Source organism: Marinicrinis lubricantis (assembly GCF_042658665.1).
Taxonomy (GTDB): Bacteria; Bacillota; Bacilli; order Paenibacillales; family KCTC-33676; genus Marinicrinis; species Marinicrinis lubricantis.
Genome location: NZ_JBHSQV010000028.1, coordinates 25,379 through 48,585 on the forward strand (window position 1 = coordinate 25,379; position 23,207 = coordinate 48,585).

The 23,207-nt window shown below is 45.7% G+C and carries 20 protein-coding genes and 1 pseudogene; 5 read left to right on the forward strand and 16 right to left on the reverse strand.

The genetic code is table 11. The features are described 5' to 3' along the window. Nucleotides 1–57 precede the first annotated feature (57 nt). From ACFPXP_RS03950 to ACFPXP_RS03960, 3 genes are all read right to left on the reverse strand, one after another. Nucleotides 58–2,298: an AraC family transcriptional regulator gene (locus tag ACFPXP_RS03950; protein WP_379892583.1), complete on the reverse strand. Its 2,241-nt coding sequence runs from the start codon at nt 2,296–2,298 to the stop codon at nt 58–60. Nucleotides 2,299–2,493: 195 nt separating this feature from the next. Further along, nucleotides 2,494–3,429 (reverse strand): aminoglycoside phosphotransferase family protein, encoded by a 936-nt coding sequence (locus ACFPXP_RS03955; protein ID WP_379892585.1) that lies wholly within the window; start codon nt 3,427–3,429, stop codon nt 2,494–2,496. A 90-nt stretch (nt 3,430–3,519) separates the two neighbouring features. Further along, complete coding sequence (locus tag ACFPXP_RS03960) at nt 3,520–4,143, reverse strand: hypothetical protein (protein ID WP_379892587.1); 624 nt, start codon at nt 4,141–4,143, stop codon at nt 3,520–3,522. A gap of 240 nt (nt 4,144–4,383) precedes the next feature. Here ACFPXP_RS03960 and ACFPXP_RS03965 point away from each other — a divergent pair. After that, nucleotides 4,384–4,727, forward strand: a pseudogene (locus tag ACFPXP_RS03965) (VOC family protein). 92 nt (nt 4,728–4,819) lie between these two features. Here the strand turns inward: ACFPXP_RS03965 and ACFPXP_RS03970 are convergent. Then, nucleotides 4,820–5,446, reverse strand: a complete 627-nt coding sequence (locus ACFPXP_RS03970; protein ID WP_379892589.1) for an FMN-dependent NADH-azoreductase — start codon at nt 5,444–5,446, stop codon at nt 4,820–4,822. A gap of 150 nt (nt 5,447–5,596) precedes the next feature. On the opposite strand from ACFPXP_RS03970, the gene ACFPXP_RS03975 reads away from it, so the two are divergent. Further along, nucleotides 5,597–6,064 (forward strand): MarR family winged helix-turn-helix transcriptional regulator, encoded by a 468-nt coding sequence (locus tag ACFPXP_RS03975; RefSeq protein ID WP_379892591.1) that lies wholly within the window; start codon nt 5,597–5,599, stop codon nt 6,062–6,064. A 65-nt stretch (nt 6,065–6,129) separates the two neighbouring features. Here ACFPXP_RS03975 and ACFPXP_RS03980 read toward each other — a convergent pair whose 3' ends face one another. The 3 genes from ACFPXP_RS03980 to ACFPXP_RS03990 form a co-directional block, all read right to left on the reverse strand. Continuing rightward, complete coding sequence (locus ACFPXP_RS03980) at nt 6,130–6,654, reverse strand: DinB family protein (RefSeq protein WP_379892593.1); 525 nt, start codon at nt 6,652–6,654, stop codon at nt 6,130–6,132. Then, on the reverse strand, nt 6,644–7,300 hold the full coding sequence (locus ACFPXP_RS03985; protein ID WP_379892595.1) for a TetR/AcrR family transcriptional regulator: 657 nt from the start codon (nt 7,298–7,300) through the stop codon (nt 6,644–6,646). Before ACFPXP_RS03985 ends, ACFPXP_RS03980 begins: the two co-directional genes overlap by 11 nt. 81 nt (nt 7,301–7,381) lie before the next feature. Further along, on the reverse strand, nt 7,382–8,002 hold the full coding sequence (locus ACFPXP_RS03990; protein ID WP_379892597.1) for a hypothetical protein: 621 nt from the start codon (nt 8,000–8,002) through the stop codon (nt 7,382–7,384). Nucleotides 8,003–8,342: 340 nt separating this feature from the next. Here ACFPXP_RS03990 and ACFPXP_RS03995 point away from each other — a divergent pair, with 340 nt between their 5' ends. Then, nucleotides 8,343–8,741 carry an RrF2 family transcriptional regulator gene (locus ACFPXP_RS03995; RefSeq protein ID WP_379892599.1) on the forward strand — a complete coding sequence of 133 codons (399 nt, stop codon included), beginning with the start codon at nt 8,343–8,345 and terminating at the stop codon, nt 8,739–8,741. A gap of 93 nt (nt 8,742–8,834) precedes the next feature. After that, nucleotides 8,835–9,749 (forward strand): NAD(P)/FAD-dependent oxidoreductase, encoded by a 915-nt coding sequence (locus ACFPXP_RS04000; protein ID WP_379892601.1) that lies wholly within the window; start codon nt 8,835–8,837, stop codon nt 9,747–9,749. A gap of 117 nt (nt 9,750–9,866) precedes the next feature. Here the strand turns inward: ACFPXP_RS04000 and ACFPXP_RS04005 are convergent, their stop codons facing one another. Continuing rightward, nucleotides 9,867–12,251 (reverse strand): polyprenyl synthetase family protein, encoded by a 2,385-nt coding sequence (locus ACFPXP_RS04005; RefSeq protein WP_379892603.1) that lies wholly within the window; start codon nt 12,249–12,251, stop codon nt 9,867–9,869. Between the two features lie 815 nt (nt 12,252–13,066). On the opposite strand from ACFPXP_RS04005, the gene ACFPXP_RS04010 reads away from it, so the two are divergent. Continuing rightward, entirely contained in the window at nt 13,067–13,909 is an 843-nt protein-coding gene (locus tag ACFPXP_RS04010) for a serine/threonine protein kinase (RefSeq protein ID WP_379892605.1), read from the forward strand. 57 nt (nt 13,910–13,966) lie between these two features. Here the strand turns inward: ACFPXP_RS04010 and ACFPXP_RS04015 are convergent, their stop codons facing one another. From ACFPXP_RS04015 to ACFPXP_RS04050, 8 genes are all read right to left on the reverse strand, one after another. Next, nucleotides 13,967–14,788: a methyltransferase domain-containing protein gene (locus ACFPXP_RS04015; protein ID WP_379892607.1), complete on the reverse strand. Its 822-nt coding sequence runs from the start codon at nt 14,786–14,788 to the stop codon at nt 13,967–13,969. Nucleotides 14,789–15,074: 286 nt separating this feature from the next. Next, nucleotides 15,075–16,319 (reverse strand): MFS transporter, encoded by a 1,245-nt coding sequence (locus ACFPXP_RS04020; protein WP_379892609.1) that lies wholly within the window; start codon nt 16,317–16,319, stop codon nt 15,075–15,077. Between the two features lie 437 nt (nt 16,320–16,756). Continuing rightward, a complete protein-coding gene (locus tag ACFPXP_RS04025; RefSeq protein WP_379892612.1) occupies nt 16,757–17,689 on the reverse strand; it encodes an alpha/beta hydrolase in 933 nt (310 codons plus the stop codon). A gap of 14 nt (nt 17,690–17,703) precedes the next feature. Further along, a complete protein-coding gene (gtfA, locus tag ACFPXP_RS04030; protein ID WP_379892614.1) occupies nt 17,704–19,173 on the reverse strand; it encodes a sucrose phosphorylase in 1,470 nt (489 codons plus the stop codon). An 11-nt stretch (nt 19,174–19,184) separates the two neighbouring features. Next, nucleotides 19,185–20,141: a carbohydrate kinase family protein gene (locus ACFPXP_RS04035; RefSeq protein ID WP_379892616.1), complete on the reverse strand. Its 957-nt coding sequence runs from the start codon at nt 20,139–20,141 to the stop codon at nt 19,185–19,187. Between the two features lie 220 nt (nt 20,142–20,361). Then, on the reverse strand, nt 20,362–21,351 hold the full coding sequence (locus tag ACFPXP_RS04040) for a LacI family DNA-binding transcriptional regulator (protein ID WP_379892618.1): 990 nt from the start codon (nt 21,349–21,351) through the stop codon (nt 20,362–20,364). 74 nt (nt 21,352–21,425) lie between these two features. Next, nucleotides 21,426–22,250: a carbohydrate ABC transporter permease gene (locus ACFPXP_RS04045; protein ID WP_379892620.1), complete on the reverse strand. Its 825-nt coding sequence runs from the start codon at nt 22,248–22,250 to the stop codon at nt 21,426–21,428. Further along, nucleotides 22,250–23,131 carry a carbohydrate ABC transporter permease gene (locus ACFPXP_RS04050; RefSeq protein ID WP_379892622.1) on the reverse strand — a complete coding sequence of 294 codons (882 nt, stop codon included), beginning with the start codon at nt 23,129–23,131 and terminating at the stop codon, nt 22,250–22,252. Before ACFPXP_RS04050 ends, ACFPXP_RS04045 begins: the two co-directional genes overlap by 1 nt. Nucleotides 23,132–23,207: the final 76 nt, after the last annotated feature.

The window sequence follows — 23,207 nt, forward strand, 5'->3', positions numbered from 1 at the left end:
TGAAAAGAAGTTCTGGTGTGCACATCTCGTGCATCATCCAGAACTTCTTTTTTTGTTTTACAGCTCCACCTTCATTTTTCGATAAGCGCCTGGCGTAACATGCTCTTTTTTTCGGAACGATCGAATAAAGTTCTGCGGATTCTGATATCGCAGACGCTCCGCGATATCCTTGATCGTCATATCTGTTTCGATCAGCCATTTCTTCGCGATTTCAAGACGATAGGTCATCACATATTCACTGAACGTCGTACCGTACTCCTTCTTAAAAATGCTGCTCAAATAGTTCGGACTGTAATGCAGCCGCTCGCTGATCACATCCAGCGATAAATCCTGATCGTACTCTGTGCGGACAATGGTTGCGATTTTATCGGCGATCGATCGGAACTGCTGATTCGTCTTTTCCTTCATCATCCGAACCATCGGCTCAATAACCTCTTGAATCAGGATGCGTTCAATTTCTTCCGGATTGCGTGTGTCGAGCAGCCTGTGGTATAAATCCGCATTGTCTTGTGTCAGCAGCACCTCTGCCCCAATCAGCTGTTCCAGTTGGATCAAGTTATTAACGAAGCGAATTAACGTCGCTTCAAGATCCATCGGTTTCTTGCTGTGCTTCATCATCTCGGCGAGCAGCGGATACAGATAGCGCGACACCTCCTGCTCATCTCCAAGCCGAATCGCGTCAAACAGCTGCGCCTCCAGATCCGATGGGTAATGCAGCATCGTCGGTCCTGCGATAACGGTTGAAATGTCATCAAAGAAAATGATCGATTCCTTGCCTAAATTCAGCCGCTGATGCAGCGCCTCCAAGCTCATCTCAAAAGCCTTTTTGCTGTTCATAATATCTTCGTACGGATTGCTGATCCCTATGCTGACAGAGCATTTCAAATACTCTCTGGCTGACCTGATGATCGCCTTGCCATAATTCAGTATCTGCTTGCGGATTTCATTTTCGTTATCCTGTTCAAAGATGAGAAGCGTAGCTTGCGTCCGTTCGTTCAGCACAACAGGAAGCATGCGTGCAGAGGCTGGCACGATTTCCTGCATCATTTTGTTAATCGTCAGCAGCAATACATCCTTATCTGATGGCTGCTTATCACCGTAGCTGTCCAATTGAATGAGCATCGTGACGAACAAAGCACTTGGATCAATTCGGTAACCAAAGCGTTCCATGCTTCTTTGGACTTCTGCTCGATTAAGCCGGCTGTGCAGCAAATTCAGCACAAACTGAGTTTCCAGCTTCGGCTTCTCCGCTTCGATGAGATTCTCTAGATTTTCCTTCTCTGTCATGATCGAATCAATCGATTGGATAATCCAATTCACTTCATCTCGCGGCTTCGGATCGGCACCTTTAGCAAGACTGTTCTGAATTTTACGAATCGGCTTCGCCAGATGGACGGATAAGAAATACGCCATAATAACGATCAGGAGCATGATGAAAGCGGCCATCACGATCAGACCGATCCGTGTCGTCGTCAACGCTTCGCTGACTTTCCCTTCGTCCAGCACCGTCACATACAACCAATTATTGTAGGATGATTTCGAATACAAAGCGGTAACAGCTTCATCATCCTTGCCTATCGAAATTTCCCCGCTCTCCGGCAAATCGGCGGCCTTTGCGGTGAGTTCATCCATATGCTGCTTCGATAATGCTTGTCCCTCACCGTCAGCGGCATAGAGCAATTCTCCCTGCTTATTGATGATGTAGACCGATGTACCCGGCTTCACCTGAAGTGTACGGTTTAAGGTATGGAGCGAAATATCGGACAAGGCTATCGCTTGTTTATTCTTCGAATAAACCGGAAGCGTTTGCACCATTCGTATGCCGTCATCCATTTTCACCCAAAAAAGCTCACGGCCTGACGCATCGATATATTCCTGATAAAGCATTTGCTTTTCTTCTTCGGTTAATCGGGTCAACGTTCCGTTCGTAATTTCCCAATTTTGATCGAGGCTGATTAAGGAATACTGCACCCCTTCCAGCCCCATGGTGGCAATATAATTGAGCTGTGTATTCAATTCCCGATACGTCTCGAAGTCCTGTTCTGTCAAAGGATGCCCGATGACATCACTGAACGACTTCGTTGTACTGTAAGTATCGAAAGCGTATTCAATCGTCTGTATTTTTTGCTCCATCGTGTTTCGAATTTGGGTAATTAAGCTCTGCTGACTTTCACTGACACTGTCCGCAACCGAATGCGTCGTCGAATAGTAAATATAGCTTCCAAAGCTCGCGACTAATCCCAGCCCAAGGATTAGAATAGGAATAAAAATGTTATAGAAGGTTTTACTCTTTCTCATTTCCAGACTCCCTTAGAAGCATTGTCGTATCCAGCCTAATCAATTGTAGAAAATTCGCAGCTTGCTTCATATACAGATATTAGTATAGCATCATCTTTCAAGTTGCAGCTTATATTTTCAAAAAATGAATAAAAAAACACTTACATTTAGATAAATGGAAGTGTCCGATATCTGTGATTAGATTTACATGATGATCTATCGAAAGTTCGCCATTCCATCTAGGTAGCGAGGATTGTTTAAATGGCCTACACACCACAGATAGTGCCCATCATTACACTGCTGGGAATACAGATTCGCCGTTAAGATGCTGTTCACCAAGACGTAAAGGTACAGCCTCCCTCTTACTCCCTCTCCTAACGTATTCATTATTACGTTCAAGTATCTTTCCGTCAGATTAGCCTCTAGTACGTTATACATATCAAAATAGAGCCAGCCGCAAGCAATGTCGAATAAAGGATCACCGTACATCGTCATAATGCCGAAATCGATCACGCCGGTCACTTTACCTTCATCATCCACTAGCACGTTCCCCGGATAATAGTCTCCATGAATCAACGAATATGGCCCATCATAATCGGATGAAAGCAGACTGAGCAATCGCTGCAGCTTCTCTTCATACTGCTCCACATCTCTTGCGAAATAGAATCCCGCTTCTTCATGCTTGATCATGATGTATTGCTTAAGAAAGTGATACCAATCCTTCTGGCGTGTTGTGGACAGCTTGTTATCGCTGAACAGCTTATACCCTTCAAGTGGAGGAAATATGGTGATCTTCTGCAGCTGAAGTTGTGCCATCAGATAATGTTTCATGGCTGCTTCTTGTTGTTCCCTAGTCATTGCCGGTAGAGCATCCTGCAGGCTTTTGCCGGAGATCCGCTTCTCCATCGTGACGACTCGGCCCTCTTCTTGTAAGATCGAATATGTGCGCGGAAGTTCTGGGCCGGCTTCCTCCCTTCGAAGAGCGTCGTAAAATGCTTTTAAGGTTTCCTGCTTACGCGTATTGGTTAAACCATTATATATTTTCAGAACACGGTCAGTTCCGTAAGCATACACCTCCGCTTCCATACCCATGCCCAACATATTTAATTCGCTTATATTATATTTTTTTAAAATGTTCAATTTCGCATCCATCACCAAAATCCTCCCGTCCCGACATACGTAACTTGCTCTTATGAAGAGCAGTTCTTCAAACGGTTTCGATTCATTTAAGAAGACATTAAATTACTGTTGTTTCCGGCCATCACGCAGTAATCTTCTCCCCACATTCCATATCACGAGGGCGGTTGCCCACAAAATCAGAGCAGATCCAAAGCCGACAAAAGTCATATAGGCCATTATTTCTTGATCGCCAATCTTCAATTCAGCCGGCACAGCCAGCCATGTGATCAAGGCAAGCACACAGAGCAATGCACCCGTGTAATGGTAGATGTCCACTCGAAAAAGAGAAGCGAGCGGGAAAAAATGAATGCCAACAATGATTGCGATGAAGATAGGTATCCAATCGGTACGCTCGGCAGCGATACAAGCCATCACCGTGGCGGCGATAGCTAAACCTTCTGCGGCGAAAATGACATTGAACCAGAAAAGTATACGTTTTCGGTAACCTGCAGCTTGCTGCGGAAGATCATGCTGTAATGCTTTTGAAGCACGGATTAATGCAATCGCACCAGCAATTAGCGCAAGTCCTATGACAGCTGCTGCAACAAGCAGCCATGGTGTATTCCACCCTTGTAAGCCCATCGTTCCTGTGTATGCCCAAATACTGCCGAACAAAGCCATAAAAATAACTCCAGATGCTGTTGCCCGCACCGCTGCGGCAGGAATCTTCCTTTTCACTGGCTCCACCACATCTCCCCCTTTTTATTCCATACGATAACATCTCTTCTACTATCATACCATCCCTTCTTCTCCGTCATATTCAATATATGCCTAATATAATCATGCTCTAATGCCTTGTTTTATGATATATATAATCATTAAATCAAAATTCAAAAGAAATATATTCCATTTTTTATGCTAAAATTCAAGCAAATGATGTGAATACAGGAAGAATAATTCGAAGATTACTCTCAAGTCGGTCAAATTATGCTGTATGTCAATGATCAAGATCAAGCAGTGAAATTTTGGACGGAAAAAGCAGGGTTTCGAGTCATTGCGGAGGAAGATAACGGCCAAGGAATGAGATGGATTGAAATTGCTCCATCGAGCGGCGCGGAAACAAGCATCATTCTGCACAATAAGGAATTCGTGGCGAAGATGGAAACAGATCTAAATCTCGGCACACCCTCATTAATGTTTTTCACAAACAATCTAGATGAACTATACAACGACTTTTCCAACAAAGGAGTAAAAGGTTGTCTTCTGGAAAAGTATTTAACTTTGCGGATGATGAAGAAAATTACTTTGCTGTCATGGAGAAAAGCAGTTAACCATTACTTATGTATAAAGGCGGCATCTCCCGGAGTACGCCAGGGAAGATCCGCCTCTTCTTACTTTACACAAAGTTAAGCTTGTCTGCCAATTAGAAGCTTACTGCCGCTTTCTTCGCGTTCTCAATACCTTGTCCAATAATCGCTTCCGCCTGATCCGGCATTTGATTATGACCTTCAACCACGACCGTCGTGATGTCCGTTACGCCGAAGAACATCATAATGTTGCGAACAAAATTCAAGGACATTTCAGCAGCGGCAGCCGGTCCTTCGGAATAAACCCCGCCTCTTGCATTAAGCAGAGCGATTTTCTTGTCCGGAATCAAGCCTACTGGTCCTTGTTCCGTGTATTTGAACGTTTTTCCTGCTTCATAGATATAGTCAATATAGGTGTGCAGCACAGCAGGAATGGTCATGTTCCACAATGGGAACGCAAAAACCACTTTATCCGCAGCTAAAAACTGATTCAAGTATTTGCTGGAAATTTCAAATGCTGCTGCTTCCTCTGGAGTCAATTCCATGCCGCGGCCGGCTTTGAATTTCCCATTAATGAGGTCTGCATTCATATAAGGAAGTTCCACTTGGAATAAATCCAATTCGATAATGGTGTCTTCCGGATGACTTTCCTTATAGCTTCCCAAGAACGCCTCATACAATTTCACGCTAACCGCCTGCTCCATCGGACGGTTATTCGCTTTAACAAATAAAACAGTACTCATGATGATTCCCTCCATCTTTTCTCTTTGTTTTTATTTAGTGCAAATAGTAAAATGTTCATAAAAACAATTTACTAAGATATAATATAGTGAGTATACTCTTTAAGAGTTTACTCTGCAAAATTGTGCCTGTCAAGGAGGAGCATGTAACTCATGACGACCGTCCCACCGAAACAGCCGCAGGCTGCGGAAATCATCCAAATGCTGCTGCGAACGACGCATTTTGTACAGCAAGCCTATGAAAACCAATTATCAGCATTAGAGCTGCCCTTTCATCTATCCGGTCCGCGCCTTCGACTGCTGCTGACCGTATGGCAAGCTGAGCAAATCCGTATGAACGAATTGGCACATAAGCTTGGGATTAAACCGAGGACCGTTACGGATTTTGTCGATGCACTCGAGCGGGACGGACTTATTGTGAGACGGCCGGATCCGGAGGACCGCAGAGCTACCCTTCTTCTGTTGACGGATACAGCCAAGTGTCAGATGGAAAAGGTGAAAGCGATTCAGCAGGACATCTCCGAGAAGCTGCTTGCGCATCTTCCGGCAAGCCAGCGGGAGCAGCTGTATGAATTGCTTACTCACATCGTCCAAGATCATGACTTCGATTTTGTTTGTTAAACAACAGGAGCTCTGGAATACGTTCCAGAGCTCCTGTTATTCCATCAGCTGCCTCCGTGCAGCTTTTACTTTTTCAATATACTTAAGTATTCAATCCAAGGCCCCGTGTCCTCTGTATAGCGCTTGGCCATTACGCGAACGATTTGAGCCATATGCGTAAAATCATGGACGACCCATGCGGAAAGCAATTCCCTCAGCTTTACGACTCCAAATGCGGGATGAACTCCCGTTAATTCCAAGTGCAGGGCCGGATCAATCAGCTGCTTCAGCTTAGCTATATTTTCAGTGCGAAACCTAATGAAATCCTTAAGTTTTTGATCCATCGATACATCGGGCGCATGCTGCAAGTGTGTAAAACGATCGAATATCGGAAACGGCCTCTTCTCCCCTTCTCGAAGAATCATTTCCAGTCTCGGTATCCAATTCGTTCGCTCAGACTCTATCAGATGATCGATCACCTCAGCTGCGGTCCATGTTCCTTCGCCCTCGTTGCAATGGAGCCAGCTTTCAGATAGACCCGATAATAAAGCTTTAAGACTGTAAGGCGTTCGCTGCAGCACCTCGGCAGCTTCTCCCATATCAAAGTTCATCCTGACCACTCCCTTCTTCGTTCCATGATTTTACATGCCCCGTCAACACAAATAAGATTTGATCATATAAGGATTGTTTAAGCTGTTCGTAGGTCCAGTCCTCTGCAATTACATATTGATTCAATAACGTCACTGTACAGCCGAAGATGCATGACGCGGCCACATCCACATCGAAATTCGCAAATGGTGCAGGATGCCTTTCTTTCTGTTGGACGAGGAAACGGCTGATGAGGGAAAGCATGCGTTCATCCGCTGTAAGCAGGCTAGCCCGTGCCTCTGCCCCTTCCGCAAGGCCTCCTCCATAGACAATGGAGAAATAATCCTGCAGCAGCCGCTTATTCACTTGCATGAGTGAAGAGAGCTGCCGATCGAGCAATTCCACCATCACAGCGGCCAAATCAGATGGACTGATCTCTTCTATCTGTATTTCCGGCGGTTCTTCAATGGACGACTCCGGCATCATCGCTGCGATAAACAGCTCCCCTTTTCCCCGAAAATAGTTAAACAAGGTTCCTTCTGCGATCCCGGCGGCGCGTGCAATTTCGGCTGTCGTCACGGCTTGATATCCCTTCGTCCCAAACAATTCCGCTGCTTTATTCAATAACGTTCTTCTCGTCTCTTCTTTCTTCTGTTCACGCCATCCCAATCGCTTCACCTGCTATCCGCTTGAAATCATCCATTTATTGTTATAGTACACTCATTTTTAAAGCGATCGCAATGAAACTGCTCATTTCCGGTAAGGCTCTTCCCGAACAAGATGTCCATAAACGATTTTTATAAATAGCAGTGGCATGAGCCACTCAAAGAGGGGGACCGGTTCGATCCCGTAAAAATTCGTCAGTATACAAATCATGATGAGGAGCATGGAAACAGGACGCCGCAAATACAGAGGGACGGATAACACCATTGCTGCAGAACCTAATAACAGCCCGTACCACAGCAAGCCAAGCAGCCAATTCTTGTCATCGAACACCCAGTAGACGATGATCGGGTGAACATGGCATACCGTGAACAGGACGGGATGCTTCAGCCACACGCCGAGCTTGCCTTCCTCCCGTTTCGGGGGCGTATGGTAGAACCTTTTGCATGAATTTAATGCATTGGATACCAGTCCTCCACTTATATCGAGTGCAATCACCATCGCGACGATCCACTCCACTACACTCCAGCCTGGATCTTTTTGCCACAGGACATACAGTAGGATCAGTGGAACAACGAGAGCGGACAACAGTCCCAGTGCTTTTTCGGAAGCATAAGCTCCCGTTCCCGAAGAGAAATCCGGCTTTCCATCATACTCCCATTCAATACGGACTTCGCGTTTCATATACAGAATCAGCTCCGTTTCCATCGAACTATGAGTTTACTCCTATATTTGCAACACTTCGTTCATGCTTTCTCCGCTTCAGACGCATTTCACGCATGGATCCATTCGCTCCAATAAATGAGTTTACTCATATTTTTAGTATACCTTGAATACGGAGGTTCGGCTATCCAAGAAATACGATCATGAATTGCTATTCTCACCACTTCAGAACATTAACGCCGTAAGGGATTAGCACACCTAAAGCAAACGGCTGCGCGCAAATTTGACAAATGATGCATAACCTCCAGAGAGACGAAAATCCCCCTTGCATTTTTGACGAATTAAATCTATTATAGACCCATAAAGTCTTTAATGGAGGTACAGCATGAAATATTCCCAGGCAACCGACTATGCGCTTCATGCGATGCTCTATCTAATATCAGCGGTGCCTGATAAGCCTGTTGGGGTGCAATTATTGGCAGAGAAGCTGGGGGTTTCGCCAACCTACCTGTCCAAGATGATGACGAAGCTGGTAAAGGCCGGATTAATTCAATCCGTTCCCGGCTCAGGTGGCGGTTATCGCCTTAGACGGAAGCAGGAGGAAATCTCCTTTCTTGATGTTATTCAAGCCATTGAAGGGAATGCTTCCTTGTTCGAATGCAGCTTAGAGCATGAAAGCGAATGCTTAATTCAAAAGGTGGTCTTAGACGCAGAGCATCACATGGAGCAATATTTGCAGAACAAAAAATTAGCAGATCTAGTTCCTCAGCTGAAGACGGAATGACGTTCCGTCTGTTCTTTCGGCATCATTAAGGATATTGAAAGTCTATAATATCTTTAATATAAACTTACTTTTACAAATGAAGGGAGCATTCCAATGTCTTACGATTGTGTCATTATCGGCGGAGGGCCGGCAGGCATGAATGCAGCGCTTGTATTAGGCAGAGCAAGAAAAAATGTAATCGTGATCGATGAAGGACATCCGCGCAACCGAGTCACGCACGAAGCACACGGCTTCCTGACAAGGGATCGAATTCATCCCAGTGAACTAAAGCGTATTGCAAAGGAGCAAATTTCCTTATACCCTTCCGTCTCGTTCACTGAGGATACAGCGACCGCGATTTCAGGTACGAATGGACAATTTCACATCAAGACATCACAGGGGCAGACTTACCAAAGTAAAAAAGTGCTCTTTGCCGTTGGCATGAAGGATTTTCCACTGGATATTCCGGGACTTACGGAGGTATATGGCTCAAGTGCCTTCGTCTGTCCGTACTGTGACGGGTGGGAGCTTCAGGATCAGCACCTGGTCTTAATCTACAAAGGAGCGGACGCACTGCATATGGCCAAAATCATATCGGGGTGGACGAAGCAGTTCACGATCTGTACGAATGGACCGGATGAAATGACGGAACCACAGCGTGAGGAACTGAAACAGCATCAGATCCCCGTATATGATTCACCGATTCAATCGATCCAATCGAAGGGAGGGATCGTCCAGCAAATCCTGCTCGATGATGGTACTCCTATTTCATGCAGAGGCATATTTTTTAGACCGAAGCTTACTATCGGATCGGATCTGCCGCAGGCCATCGGCTGCCAAATGACAGAATCCGGGACCATCGACGTCGATTTATTCGGCAAAACCAGCGTACCCGGCGTATTCAGCGCTGGCGATAGCGTTACGCATTTTCATCAGGCCATAACGGCCGCTTCCTTAGGATCCATTGCCGCAGCAGCGATAAATAATGAATTGAATGAAGAGGCATGGACAAAGCAGATTTCTCTGTAGCGGCTCCAATCTGCCGCCGTCTCCAATAAGAAAAATCCCCTCCCGCAAAATAAAGTCCCTAGACTTTCTGCAGTGAGGGGATGTTGTCTTTCCGCTGAGGCATTTCCCAGCAGCTTATTAATTTTCCCGAATGATCAAATAACTGAGTATGTGCTTCAAAAAGCCAACTTCACGAGGCAGCTCCTTCAGTGCCTCCATGGCAAGGCAGTAATGCTCCCACATCGCCATACTGGCACCTTCCTGACCGAGTACCGTCACAAAGGTGGAATGATTATTCTCCACGTCTTTGCCCGCCGGTTTACCGAGCAATTGTAGATCTCCGTCCGCATCCAGCAGATCGTCTTTGATCTGAAAGGCAATTCCGGCATGGTAGGCAATTTTTTTCAATACCGCTATTTCCGACTCTTTCACCTGGGCAAGAATGGCGGGAGCCACCAAGGAAACCTCAAAGGCAATTCCGGTTTTGTAATAGCAAAGCATGTTCAACTGCTCAGGCGTCATCACTTTGCCCTTGGACTGCAAATCCATGGCCTGCCCCATACATATTTCTCCCGCCTTTTGTGACGTGTAGCGCAATAGTTCAAGAACCGCTCCTCGATCAAAGCCTTGAATAGACGCCAATTCTTCCATGGCCTTTTGGATCAGATAAAGCCCTGTTAGTTCTGCAATCGCACTGTCATGCACCTGATGAAGCGTAGGTCGTCCTCTGCGAAAGGATGAATTATCCTGTGAAGGCAGGTCATCAAAGATGAGGGACGCCGTATGCATATATTCCAGCGTTCGAAACAGCGGAGTAAGTGATGAAGCCTGCAGCCCATATCCGCTTACCCCCATGATCCAAGCGAGCACGGGTCGAATTCGCTTCCCGCTTCCGGCGAGACTGTAATTCGCCGTATCGATCAGCAACTCTTTCATAGAAGGCATATGTTCAGGCTTTTGAATCTCCAGCAGCTGATTGATTTCTTCCCGCGCGTTTTGAACGATCCGTTCAAACTGCTGCTTCTCTTCACGCTGTTTTTGCATCGAGATCAGCAGCTGATCGCGAAGCAGTTTATCGAAGAAATCCACATTCTCTGCTTTATGAGCCATTTGTTCGATCAGCCCATTCAATTCCGGGCTGCCGACTGAAAAGACCTCCATCATCTCATTGAACTTTTCCGCCCCTAACCGCTTTTTCAAACGTTTCAGCCCGTTCGCAGCACGACCCAGCATAATCTCACGGATTTCCGCATCCGATTGATAGACATGATAGATCAAATGTCCGATCACGGCCCAGTACAATTCGAAAGGGTTGATCAAATCTGGGCGTTCGTTACGGTATGTCCAGTAATACGTATACGGCGTTACCGCTCCATCCTTCATATCTTCAAACAGATCGGCAAAATCATCGGCCAGCTGATTATATAATCCAAAATAAAACACCCGCTGATCGAAGCCTTCATTCTTATTGGCACGAATGACAGACCGGACAATCAGCCGCGAGGAAGAAGACTTAATGATAATCGGCAAGTAGAGCTCATCATTCGTGTAGTTCGGGTTATTTAGATCCTTGAATCGATCCACGTCCTGCGAATGAAAGAAAACATAGGATTGCTCGAAAAAGGTCAGCTGTGTTTCCAAGCTCTGATAATTCTTAATGTACTCATAAGCTTCCCCCAGCTCATGGTATACAAACTGAATCATCTCCGCATGATTTCCGTTCCAATGGCCAAATTCGGGTACCGTCCCCTGGACCAGTACGGTACGAATCAGCTCGGAGTAAGCTTCCTTTTCCTTCGGATCCAGTACGTTCGAATCCAGAAGATCGTCAATAAACGGATAGGTCAGACCGTAGTAATATCCTAAACGGATCGCTTCGCCAAGTCTGCGGGCACGTATCTCATGCGATACATTGTCATCCATCTCATCTACAACGTGCAGAACCACGCCGGCAATAATTTTGATCAGCTTTCTCTGCGCTTCCGCCCCATTCATTCCGCTCGGAATATGAGCGTTGACCCGCTGCAGCTTATGAATGACCCAAATCGCGTCCTTCTCCACCCCTTCACTCTGCGCCCACCTGTATAGGGCAGCCAGGCTCAGAAACTCCGGTCCACTCCCGCCGCTGGATTGATCCGGCCGAATGAGAAGTTTTTTCATATCCCCCATCATTCTCTTCATTCGGATCTGTGTATGGGGGGAACGCAGGTCTTGGCCTAAATCCCTCAAATAAAGGTACGATATGCTTCGTTCCAAGTAGTCATCCAGCTTGCCGGTATACTTCAGCCAACCTATATACTTATAATAATCCGATGCATCAGGGGCTTCCTTTCTCCGGGAAAAGAAGGAGAGCCATGAACCATGATGCATATGCTTTCTTTTCCACTGTTGAATATCTTCGAGCAGCTTTGGGAGATAGGTCTTCCCTGTGACCTGCTCTTGAAGTACAGCAAAATATTGTGCGGCTCTCTGTTCAGCCATTGAATACCATGCTTCTGTACGGTCTGTTAGCTTCATGCCCATGTGTGAAATACCCCAATTTCCAATTTAACCTCTAGTTCCATGAACCAAGATAGACTGTGTTACAAAAACACCCTTAGACTAAAGGACTTAGTTCTAAGGGATATTATAAACCATATATAACCCATGATGTACACCATGCTGATACGAAGATTTGAAAACGTTCCTGACGGTCTATTATCCATGGCTACTTTAAGATAGTGTATGATACGTGAAAATAAATGAATACGGACCCCAGCCCGTGATTTGAACCCGCCCTAGGTCTAGGATCCGCGTCATTAAAAACTCTTACTGAACGAAAGTAATCGCTTCGGGCATTCCTGAAGTACGGTGTAAACCATGCTTGGATGTGCTAGCTTGAGCTGTACTTTCTGCTTTTATAATACCCGTGACCGTGATGTCCGTGTCTATGCTTGTAATCAGATGAAGAGTACTTACGATAAGAATGTCGATGAGCGCTGCTGCTGTATCTTCTGTATTTCCTTGCGGAGCTGCTGCCGTAGTGTCTGCCGCTTCGATGAGATGACGAAGAATGAAGAATTTTTTTTACCAGCTTCCTGAACATGTGATCAACCACCTTATTCGTAATGATTACATCTGTTGCTCTGATATTAACATATACGACTCAGTTCTGTTTTCGTTTCAAATTATATCAAAAAAATCTATGGGCTCATTGTAACATGGATATGGCTAGAATCGTTGATAGACTTCCTAGAAAATGAATCCATCGTTGAAGCATCGTCTCACCTGAATCGCAGCCTATTGTATGCGCGTCATGATATAATAGATGGGACCATAATAAAAGGAGAATGCACTCTATGCGTTTATTTGCAGCTTTGGCCTCTTTTGCGGCAGCATGGCGGGATTATCCGGCCGAAGTGGGCGCCGTGCTTGGGAAGAGGTACCTCGTTCAAGAGTGGCTGGGTGAAGGAAGCTATGGCTTAACCTACAAGTGTATCGATCAGAGGGATGGGACCCTCGTAGCGGTAAAACAAGCACGGCCCAGCAAAGGCAATGAGGCCGGGAAAATGCTGGAAAGGGAAGCTTCGATTCTGCAATCCCTTGATCATGCCCAGATTCCCGCCTTTCATCATTTCTTCACAGAACGCCGAAGTGATTACCTGGTCATGTCTTATTTAAGCGGGGATACGCTAGAAGATTTAATCTTTGAAAAGGGTCGCCGGTATGCAGAAGACGATTGTATTCATATGACATTGCAGCTTCTCGATATCGTTACATATATCCATGAAAAAGGCTTTGTCCATCTCGATCTGCGTATTCCGAATGTCATCTTTCAGGATGAGAGGCTATATATTATCGATTTCGGTTTGGCCAGAAGGGTGGGTGAGACTCTTCCTCATCAGCCTGTACGAAGAGGATTTCCACACAAGCCCTCCTCTTCCAGACCGAGTAAAGATGCGGAGGAACAATCAGATCTGCAGGACATCGGACACTGGATGCTGTTCATCCTATATTCGAACTATGAGCCAGATCCTAACGCCAACGGCGAGGAGCGCAGCTGGCAGGATGAATTGACCCTCTCCGATGAGCTTAGGGCGATGATCGAAAGGCTGTTAGGCATCCAAGCACCGTATTCAGGCTCGCTGGAATTCTTCTATGAATTAAAGGCACTAGCTCACAGAAAGGGAGTCACGCTGTAAATAAAAGGATAGCCCTTCTCCTAAGCAGGACTATCCTTTTATTCTGAGATGATGCTGTTATTTGATCGACTCACTGTTTCGAAGTCCCTCTACTGCCAGCATATACATCGATAACATGCCAGCATCTTGTACCATCCACTCCCGGTATTCATTCTCCGCCTTCAAATATTCCTGCTCCGTAATGTACCCGTCCCTTGCCATTTGCGGTCCTCGGCTCGACGCCGTATCCGCCCAAATTCCGATGCGTGCTGAAAAATCCGGATCTGTTCGTTTCATGACCTCATGTTGGGGAGTTACATAGATTTCACGAAGCCCGCAACGCTCAAACATGTCCGCAAGATGATCGGCCACCCTATTATCGATCCCGGCATCGGAGCGCCATCTTAAATAAGCATCATAGAAATGCAGCATGCTGGCTGGAGGCTGCGGCTCCCACTGTATCTTTTCATGATTATAATCGGCTGCAACGATTCGTCCGCCTATTTTTGCGGCTGAAATCATATTTAGTAATGCCTTTAGAGGATCTGACAGCCAAATGAGCACACGGGCAGAGGTGACGATATCAAATTCCCCATCATAACAGAGCGCATAAACATCCCCTGTTTCAAACGTTAGCCCGGGTACATCCCCATGAGCTGAACGCGCCTTCTCGATCAAACTAGAATTATGATCGACGCCGACAACACGTCCGCTCGGACCGACGGCTTCGGCAATTCCCCGCGTTATAGCTCCTGTCCCGCAGCCTACATCCAGAACATGCATCCCTTCAGAAAGGAGTGCCGCAAGCCTCTTATGAGACCCCGTTAACGACCTGGCATCCAGAACGTTGGTTAGCTTCCCTGACAACTCAGTCCGATTTCGTGCCTCTTTCCCCATCATATCGCATCCTGCCCTTCACTTCGATTGGAACTTTCCCGCATCTACTCTTCCTTGTCATCATATCGCATGGAAAGAGGGCGGTCCAATATATGGGAATGATGATCTTTATAGGAATTTCAAATAGCCCTTCTTTGACGGGCTGCTTGAATGGAACATCCCTATCAGACCGATATCATAAATGGGACCGAACACTTCTTTCAAGTGAACGGTCCCTTCTTATTCTATTCAATTAGCATAAATGGAGAACTGACTTGTTTTAGGGAGGTGCTCTCACTGCTCCGCACCATTAACCTGCGCTTCTCGCCGGTTCAGGCTCTCCCGCTTCGATGAGAACTTTATTTTTAGCTAAAAAGAACGTAAGCACAATCATAAACATACCCGTTCCGATGAGCAGCCATTCGATGCGAATGATATCGGAAATCGGACCGAAGATGAGCATTCCAATAGGCATCATCGAGGTAGATATCATCCCCATCACACCAAAGACTCTTCCTAAATAGTTTTCCTCGACTTTCTCCTGTAATAGAACCGTAGTCGGTGTATTAAACATCGGCATGGCAATGCCGAATAAAGCCATAAAGGCTAAATAAATCCAAAAGCCAGGCACAATCCCAAGAGCGAATGTACAAGCTCCCATTACAAGACTTGCGATAACCATCGTTTTGACTTTATTTTGAAACCCTCCCCAGGAAGCGATTAATCCTCCCCCTGCCATCATACCAATGGAAAAAGCAATTTCGATGGCGGTCAGCCGCCACACGTCATCGCCGAAGCTGCGTGTCACCTGGAGCGGCGTTAGAAAGGCTGCTGGCGCCATTAATACAAAGAAAACAGCAAAAAATAAGAAGAATCTTTTCAGAAAAGCATGGCTCTTCACATAGATCAAGCCTTGCTTAAAGTCGCTGAAATAGCTCGCCGTTTGTTGTTCCGCCGCCTTCTGATGTACCGAAATTTTCAAAAAAGCCAGCAGCGTGATGATCGCAATCGCCGCTGTAATGACATCGATCAAAAATATGATTTCAATCGTGGCCATCGAGAGCAGTGCTGCACTGACCATCGGGGACACGAACATGATCACCGCTTGGATACTTCCATTCGCTCCGTTCACCTTCGTCAGTTTATCCTTCGGAACGATTTGCGGCAAAATCGCTCCCACCGCCGGTGTTTGAATTCCAGTCCCAAAAGCGCGAACCGCCGCCATCACAAACAGAAGCCACGTCGCATCGTATCCCATGAAAAAGAGAATCGCAAGAATAAGGGTGGCTGTAGCGATAAGTCCGTCCGACAGCATGATGAGCATTTTACGATGGTAGCGATCCGCCCATACTCCTGCAACGGGGGACAAAATAAAGGTCGGAATAAACCCGCAAATAATATACAGCGTCATCATCAAACCCGATTCCGTCTCCAGCGTGATATACCACATGATGGCATATTGCACGAGAGAGGACCCAAATAGGGATATCGTCTGACTGCTTAAAAAGAGTACGATGTTCCTGAGCCAATTTTCCTTCGTTTCTACGATATTCATCTATTAACAACCCTTTTCTATATGAATTGGTAAAGTACGCTTCATCTGCATTCACTCGATCTATACCTATGTTTAAAGACACCAAAAAAAGAGGGGCGCGTCTCATCCCCTCTTTTAAAATCACCGTATAAATGCTGGTTCCCTTAAAATAGACAGACCTATCCCGTATGCTCTGAACGTAGGCAGAGCCTTCAAACGTATTAAATTAACGAATGATTACTTGGGAATCTCAATCTCATCGATGCTGTCAAAAGGGAAACCTCCATTTCTTTTGTCGTTGATCTGATCATAGCAAAAAGGGAGATCTGTTTACAGTGGCTTTCAGATCATTTTGCATTTAAAAGTCACAAGAAAAAACCTCCGCCAACCGGAAGGATCCAGCAGCAGAGGTGGGTCAACATCATCCAATATGCAATTATATATTTATAAGGCAGCACTTATCGCTCAAAAGCCCTCTTCAGCGCCTCCATATATCCTTTCTTGACTCGCTGACTGATCTCCGCTTCGGGTACGACATGTTCAAAGGCGTGGTAGCCTCCGGGATACAAATGAAACTCCACATCGACACCTGCCTGTGCAAGCCGTGCAACATATTCGATCGTCTCATCGCGAAACAAATCCATCTGACCGACACAGGAATATGCAGGCGGGAGTCCGACTAAGTCTCGCGCCCGGCTCGGTGCTGCATATTGCGATATGTTACTCTGTTCGTGTTCACCTAGATACATACTCCAGGCAGCCAGATTGTTCGTTCGATTCCATACCCGATTGTCCATAATCTCGAAGCTGGAACTGAGCACATTGCGATCATCAATCATCGGATACAGCGGCAGCTGAAAGCATATTGGAGGGCCTCCTTTATCTCGAGCCATTAATGCTAATGCCGCTGTCAACCCTCCTCCTGCGCTCGCCCCGCCGATCGCAACACGGGCTGGATCGATATTCAGCTCTGCAGCTGCATCGGTCATCCATTGTAAAGCAGCATAGCAATCCTCGATAGCTGCTGGGAAAGGGTGCTCGGGCGCAAGGCGATAATCCGGCGAAACCACGACACAATCGGCGATTTGAACGAAGCCTTCACAGATCATATCCTCCCCGTTCGGATGCCCTAACACGTACCCTCCGCCATGAATCCAGAGCAGCGCAGGCAATTTCCGCTCATCCCGATGGATAGGCTCATATATTTTGATCAGCATATCATGGGAATCGGCTCCGCTAATGATCCGTTCCTTCGTACGAACGTCTTCAGCCATACTCGTTGGAGGAATAGCCTGTTCCCGTATGGATTGGAGATCCTCAGGCAATTGGAGAGGCGGCAGCTGCATTAACCCTTGTCTTAGTTCTGGATTTATCCTGCTAATAAAATCCATTGTCATGTCCCCTTCTAGATGATATATTCAACAATTGATCCATCGCAATCGATATAATCAATACTCGATCGGTTCGCGAGCAAGTCCACCAATAACGTACACTGCTTATCTCCCTTTTTCCATCTCAGGCGAACTTCTGTATCGGAACATTCAAGCACTTCAAACTCCCCTTGAAAAGCTATGTAATCATTTCGGAAGCGAATCAGCTTCAGGAGCCTTTGAACCACCGCTTTTTGCAGCGATGTTTCGATTTCTTCCAAGCTAAAGTTGTGGCGGTTGATTTCCCGTCCTTCTCCAGTCTTCTTCACCGCATCATCATCGTTTTCTCCACAGAGCAGTCCCACATAATATACTTGCGGTACACCTGGGGTAAAGAACTGAATGGCACGGGCTGCCATATATGCATCGTCGTCGCAATCCAAAACTGAATAATAGCTGCACCGGATTTGATGAACGTCGAAACCGTCAGCCGCCTTGTGTTCATCCGACAAAATCAGGCTGAGATTAGAACCTCTTGATACGCATACGTCCACTACGTTACGGGCTTCAATCGTGTCGATCAAGTCATCCAAGTCCGGCTTTACCGGGATGCCGTCATGACAGTCGAGCATTGTAAATTGGTTATGCGGCCTGGTCTTTAAATATTGAATCAACGCTTTGCTACTTTTATTCAGCATCGTATCAAGAATCCGGTAAGGCAAAATAAAATCATAGATCCAAAAACCACGTTCAGCCAGCTTGTACTGTGTCGTATAATGAGCATGCACTTCCGGAAGCAGTTCAATGTCAAGTGATTGAGCCAGCTTCATGATCCAATCCAGAAACTCATAGATTTCAGGTTCCACAAAAAAACAGCTGGTGCCAAGCTTTTTAATGATATAACCGACGGCGTCGAGCCTTACGATCTTCACGTTGTTTTTCTTGAAATTTAGAAAAAAGTCTGTAAACAGCTGCTTCACTTTTTCAGAATGCACATCAAGATCGATCTGTTCGGACGGGTCTGACTTTCCGAAGGTAGTCCATACCTTTTCTTCCTTGCCGGTTTGTTCTATCTTAAAGGTCGAGTATGGGCGAGGACGGCGTAAAAACATTTGATCGATGTCTTTCTGCACAGGCTCACCGTTCGGCCAAATCTTGTCCAAGGTTAAGAATAAGTCCGCATATTCTGAATCCCGCCCCTTTTCAAGGAAGTCTTGAAAGTACGGAGACTGCCGGGAAATATGATTGACCATCAAATCGACAAGAATATCAAAATCCTCACCGATCTTTTTTATATCTTCCCACGTGCCGAAGCTTGGTTCGATCTCCAGATAGGTGAGGGGGGCAAATCCTCGATCTCCTGAGGAGGGAAAAGGAGGCAGAATATGCACCCCTCCTTTAAAAACATCCGAAAAGTGTGTATTCAACACTTCATGCAGCGTATGTAAATTTCCTCCAAGAGAATCCGGATAAGTGATGAGCTGCACTTGATTTTTGACCGCCATAACGATACCTCCTATACTGAGTACATACCTTTTATCGTTTCCAAACTAGGCAAATCCACCACCGCGCCAGTATATCTCAGCTTATATGCACTGACTGCAAACCCTAAAGATATAGATTCCTGTACGGAATTCCCTTTTACGAGTGACGCATAAAACCCGGACCAAAACGCATCTCCTGCTCCAGTCGTATCCGCCACTTCCGTAGCCAATGTCTGGAATGTCACGGTTTCACTTCCATTGGAAGCAATAGCCCCGTCCTTACCCATTGTCAAAATCACTAGTTTGGCACCTAATTCTAGGAACTTCTCGACTTGATTCATCGGCTTGTCTTTGCCAAACAATCTCTCAGCATCATCATCGGAAGGCTTCACGAAATCCACTTTGCCAACCATCGATTTGACGTAAGCGACGCCGTCGTCATCCTTCGGCCATAACATGGGGTGGTAATTCGGATCAAATCCGACTCGAATATGATGTTGTGCAGCCACCTCGATCATCGTTTCAATCATTTGGCGCGCCGGTGGCATCGAAATCGGCCAACAAGAGAAATGCAATATTTTAGAACCTCGTACCGCCTCTTCAAGCTTTGAAGTAGAGGTTAACTGGTAGTCAGCACTTCGATAAAAAATAGGGATCGGGCTGGACTTGCTTTTATTTAGCAGGACCATACTTGTTGATTCACTGACCTTCTCAATGAGATCAGGCTCAATGCCTACTGATTGCAAACGTTGAATCAGAAAATCACCAAGACGATCTTTCCCAACTGCCGCCGCAATTTGTGAGTTTATGCCCAATTTCCGTAAATTCATAGCGATGTTGGCAGGCGATCCCCCAAAAAACCTGTAATATGCTGTATCCTCCAAGGCATCGTCATACTCGGCGGCAATCAGGTCGATCAGCAGTTCCCCGATCGTTAACACATCAATGGCTCGATCTTGAAAGGTAATGACATTTTGAAATTCAAACATATCAGTTCCTCCTAGAGCTTTTATTTTGGGCAGAAAATTCGGGCAACGGAAATGTATTGTAAAGCCATCATACGGACGAACCAAATCTATAGTGTCAACCGGTTGACAGTTTGTTTTAAAAAATACGGACTTAACCATTTATAAATAAACAGGCATTATGCGCGGCCGTCTTTTGTACCGCCTGTAAGTGCCAAAGCCGCGCAATTGGATTTTTCTGCAATTACGTCGTCCCTCGTTCAACAAGCGTAACAGGAAAAGAGCTCAGTTTCGGAATTTCCTCTCCCTCAACTTGTTTCACGATCATTTCAATCGTGCACCGACTCATATCCTCTATGGGCTGCCTGACTGTACTAAGACTCGGAGATAACAAAGAAGCGATCTTCACATCGTCATAACCGATGATTTTAATATCGTCTGGAATCTGCTTGTTCAACTGATGGCAAACTTGAAGTACTTCAGCGGCAATCACATCACTGCTGGCAAATATACCATCCACATTAGGATACTCCTTTAGGAACTGAGCAATATCTTCCCTCGTTTTTAAATCGTCCTCGTCAGATGCATCCAATTGCACATAGAACGGTTCTAGCCCAGCTGCCATCATCTCCTCTTTAAAGCCCTGTACTCTGCTGCTCGCCAACATCGCCTGATGATGGGGGCCGCCAATTCCTCGATATAGGATCGCCGTCTTTCGGCAGCCTTTCTTAATCAACAGTTGTCCTGCAAGCTTGCCTCCCATGAAATTATCGGAAGTAACCAGAGGAACGTTGTCTCCCAAAATGCGGTCAAAAGAGACCAGAGGCAAATTTAGATCGAGATAATGCTCCACATCTAATACAGAGCTGCCCATAATAATAGCATCGACTTGATTTTTCTTCAGCATTTCAATATACTTACGTTCTTTGATAATATCGCGATTAGAATTGCATAGCAGTAATTTATATCCGTTTTGGTCAGCATAATACTCGAGATGGTACGTTAATTCGCTAAAAAACGGATGCGCTACCGTTGGAATAATCAGACCGATCATATTCGATTTTCTCCTGAACAAGGCGCGGGCCATTTCATTCGGCTGGTAGTTCAGTTCTTTCATGGCTTGAGATACCTTTTCGCGCGTTTTCTGGCTAATATACCCTCGGTTGTTCAGAACGCGTGAAACCGTGGTAACGGATACCCCTGCCTTTTTTGCTACGTCTTCAATTTTAGGCATAAATTACCACCCTGTATGTTTTAAGCCCATTATAAACCAATCCCTGCTCGATTTCAGCCGCAGTCGTACTCAATCTATTTTAGTGCGCCTTGCGTGATCCCCTTAATGATTTGATTCTGCAGTAAAAGATAGAGCACCAACACAGGAATGACCGTCATTACGAGTCCTGCCATTAGCGGTCCATAGTCAACCGAATAGCTTGAGAAAAATGAATATGTTGAAAGCGGCAGTGTCTTGTGCTCCGGTGATAACAGCACTAGACTAGGCAGCAAATAGTCGTTCCAAATCCAAAGCACATCCAGCACAACTAATGTCACAATTACCGGTTTGAGCAAAGGCAGGATGATTTGGAAAAAGGTTCTTAGTCTTGAGCTTCCCTCAAGGAACGCGGATTCCTCTAGTTCCAAGGGCACCCCTTTAATAAATCCATGGAATGTAAATACGCCGAACGGAATACCAAAACCGATGTACATAAATATTAAAGTCGATTTCATGTTCAGCAGTTCCATATTTCCGTACATCATCACAAGCGGGATCATCAATACCTGGAACGGAAGCGCCATCGACGCCAGCATAATAAAGAATAATGCGGCGTTCAGCTTCCATTTAAAACGAACGAACAAATATCCTGTCATTGAAGAAAAAATGAGAATAAGAAACACCGAAATAAGCGTAATCAGCATGGAGTTGAAAAATGCATCCATAAAACCCATATTTCTAAATGCGTTGATATAGTTTTCAAAATCAAGGCTTCTCGGCAGCGATAAAGGATTTTCTACAAAGTACTGCGTTTTCTTGAACGAATTCATCACGACCAATATAAATGGAAATAAAAAGCCGATCAAAGTCAAGTAAAGAATGACCGTTTTCAGTATAGACAGGGGCTGCCTAGCGTTCATTACGATTCGACCTCCAGTCTCTTGAGCAGATAGGATTGCGTCAGAGCAATCAGCGCCACGACAGCAAAGAGGACAATGGCTTCAGCCTGACCTATTCCGTACTCATTGGATAAGAAAGCCTTCTGGACAATATGATAGGATGCCAGCTCTGTCGAATTGAACGGGCCGCCCTTCGTCAAGGCCAGGTTAATATCGTAAGTCAGGAAAGATCGCGAGAGAGAAATGAAAATACAAATCACGATTGCTGGTACACTAAGCGGCAGTATAATCCTCCGAAGAATGGTGGAACGGCCTGCACCGTCAATGCTCGCGGCTTCCAATACATCGGCAGGGACCCCAGAAAAACCCGCGATATAAATAATCATTAAGTAGCCTACCAGCTGCCAAGCCGTTGCGATAACAAGCGCCCAAAATGCGGTATTCGTGTCTGTTAGCCAAGACGTTTCAAACAACGACCACCCATATTTTCGACCTAGAAAAGGCATCACTTGGGAGAAGAGGGTTTGCCACAAATAACCGAGTACAATTCCGCCTATGAGATTCGGAGTGAAAAAGCCCGTTCGAAGCCATTTCTCCCCTTTTAAGCCGCTGCTCAACACCAAAGCAATGAAGAAAGCGATCAGGTTGGAGATCGCGACCGTAAAAAACACGTATTTGATCGTAAACCATAACTGGGTAAGGAACGCTTTGTCTTGAAACACTTCAACATAGTTGGAAAATCCAATAAGCGTACCATCATTCGTCCTTACATCCCAATTCGTAAACGTCAAATACAGCCCAAGGATAAACGGAACCAATACAACTGCTGCGAACGCCAACGTGGAGGGACCGGCAAATAGAAAAAACGTCCCAGCGTTTTTCAAAAACATCTTTTTATTCATGATGCTGCTCCCTTTATTCAACCAATTTTGCTTGCCTGTAAATGAAATAAAAGATGGGCAGAAGCAGGGCCCCAAA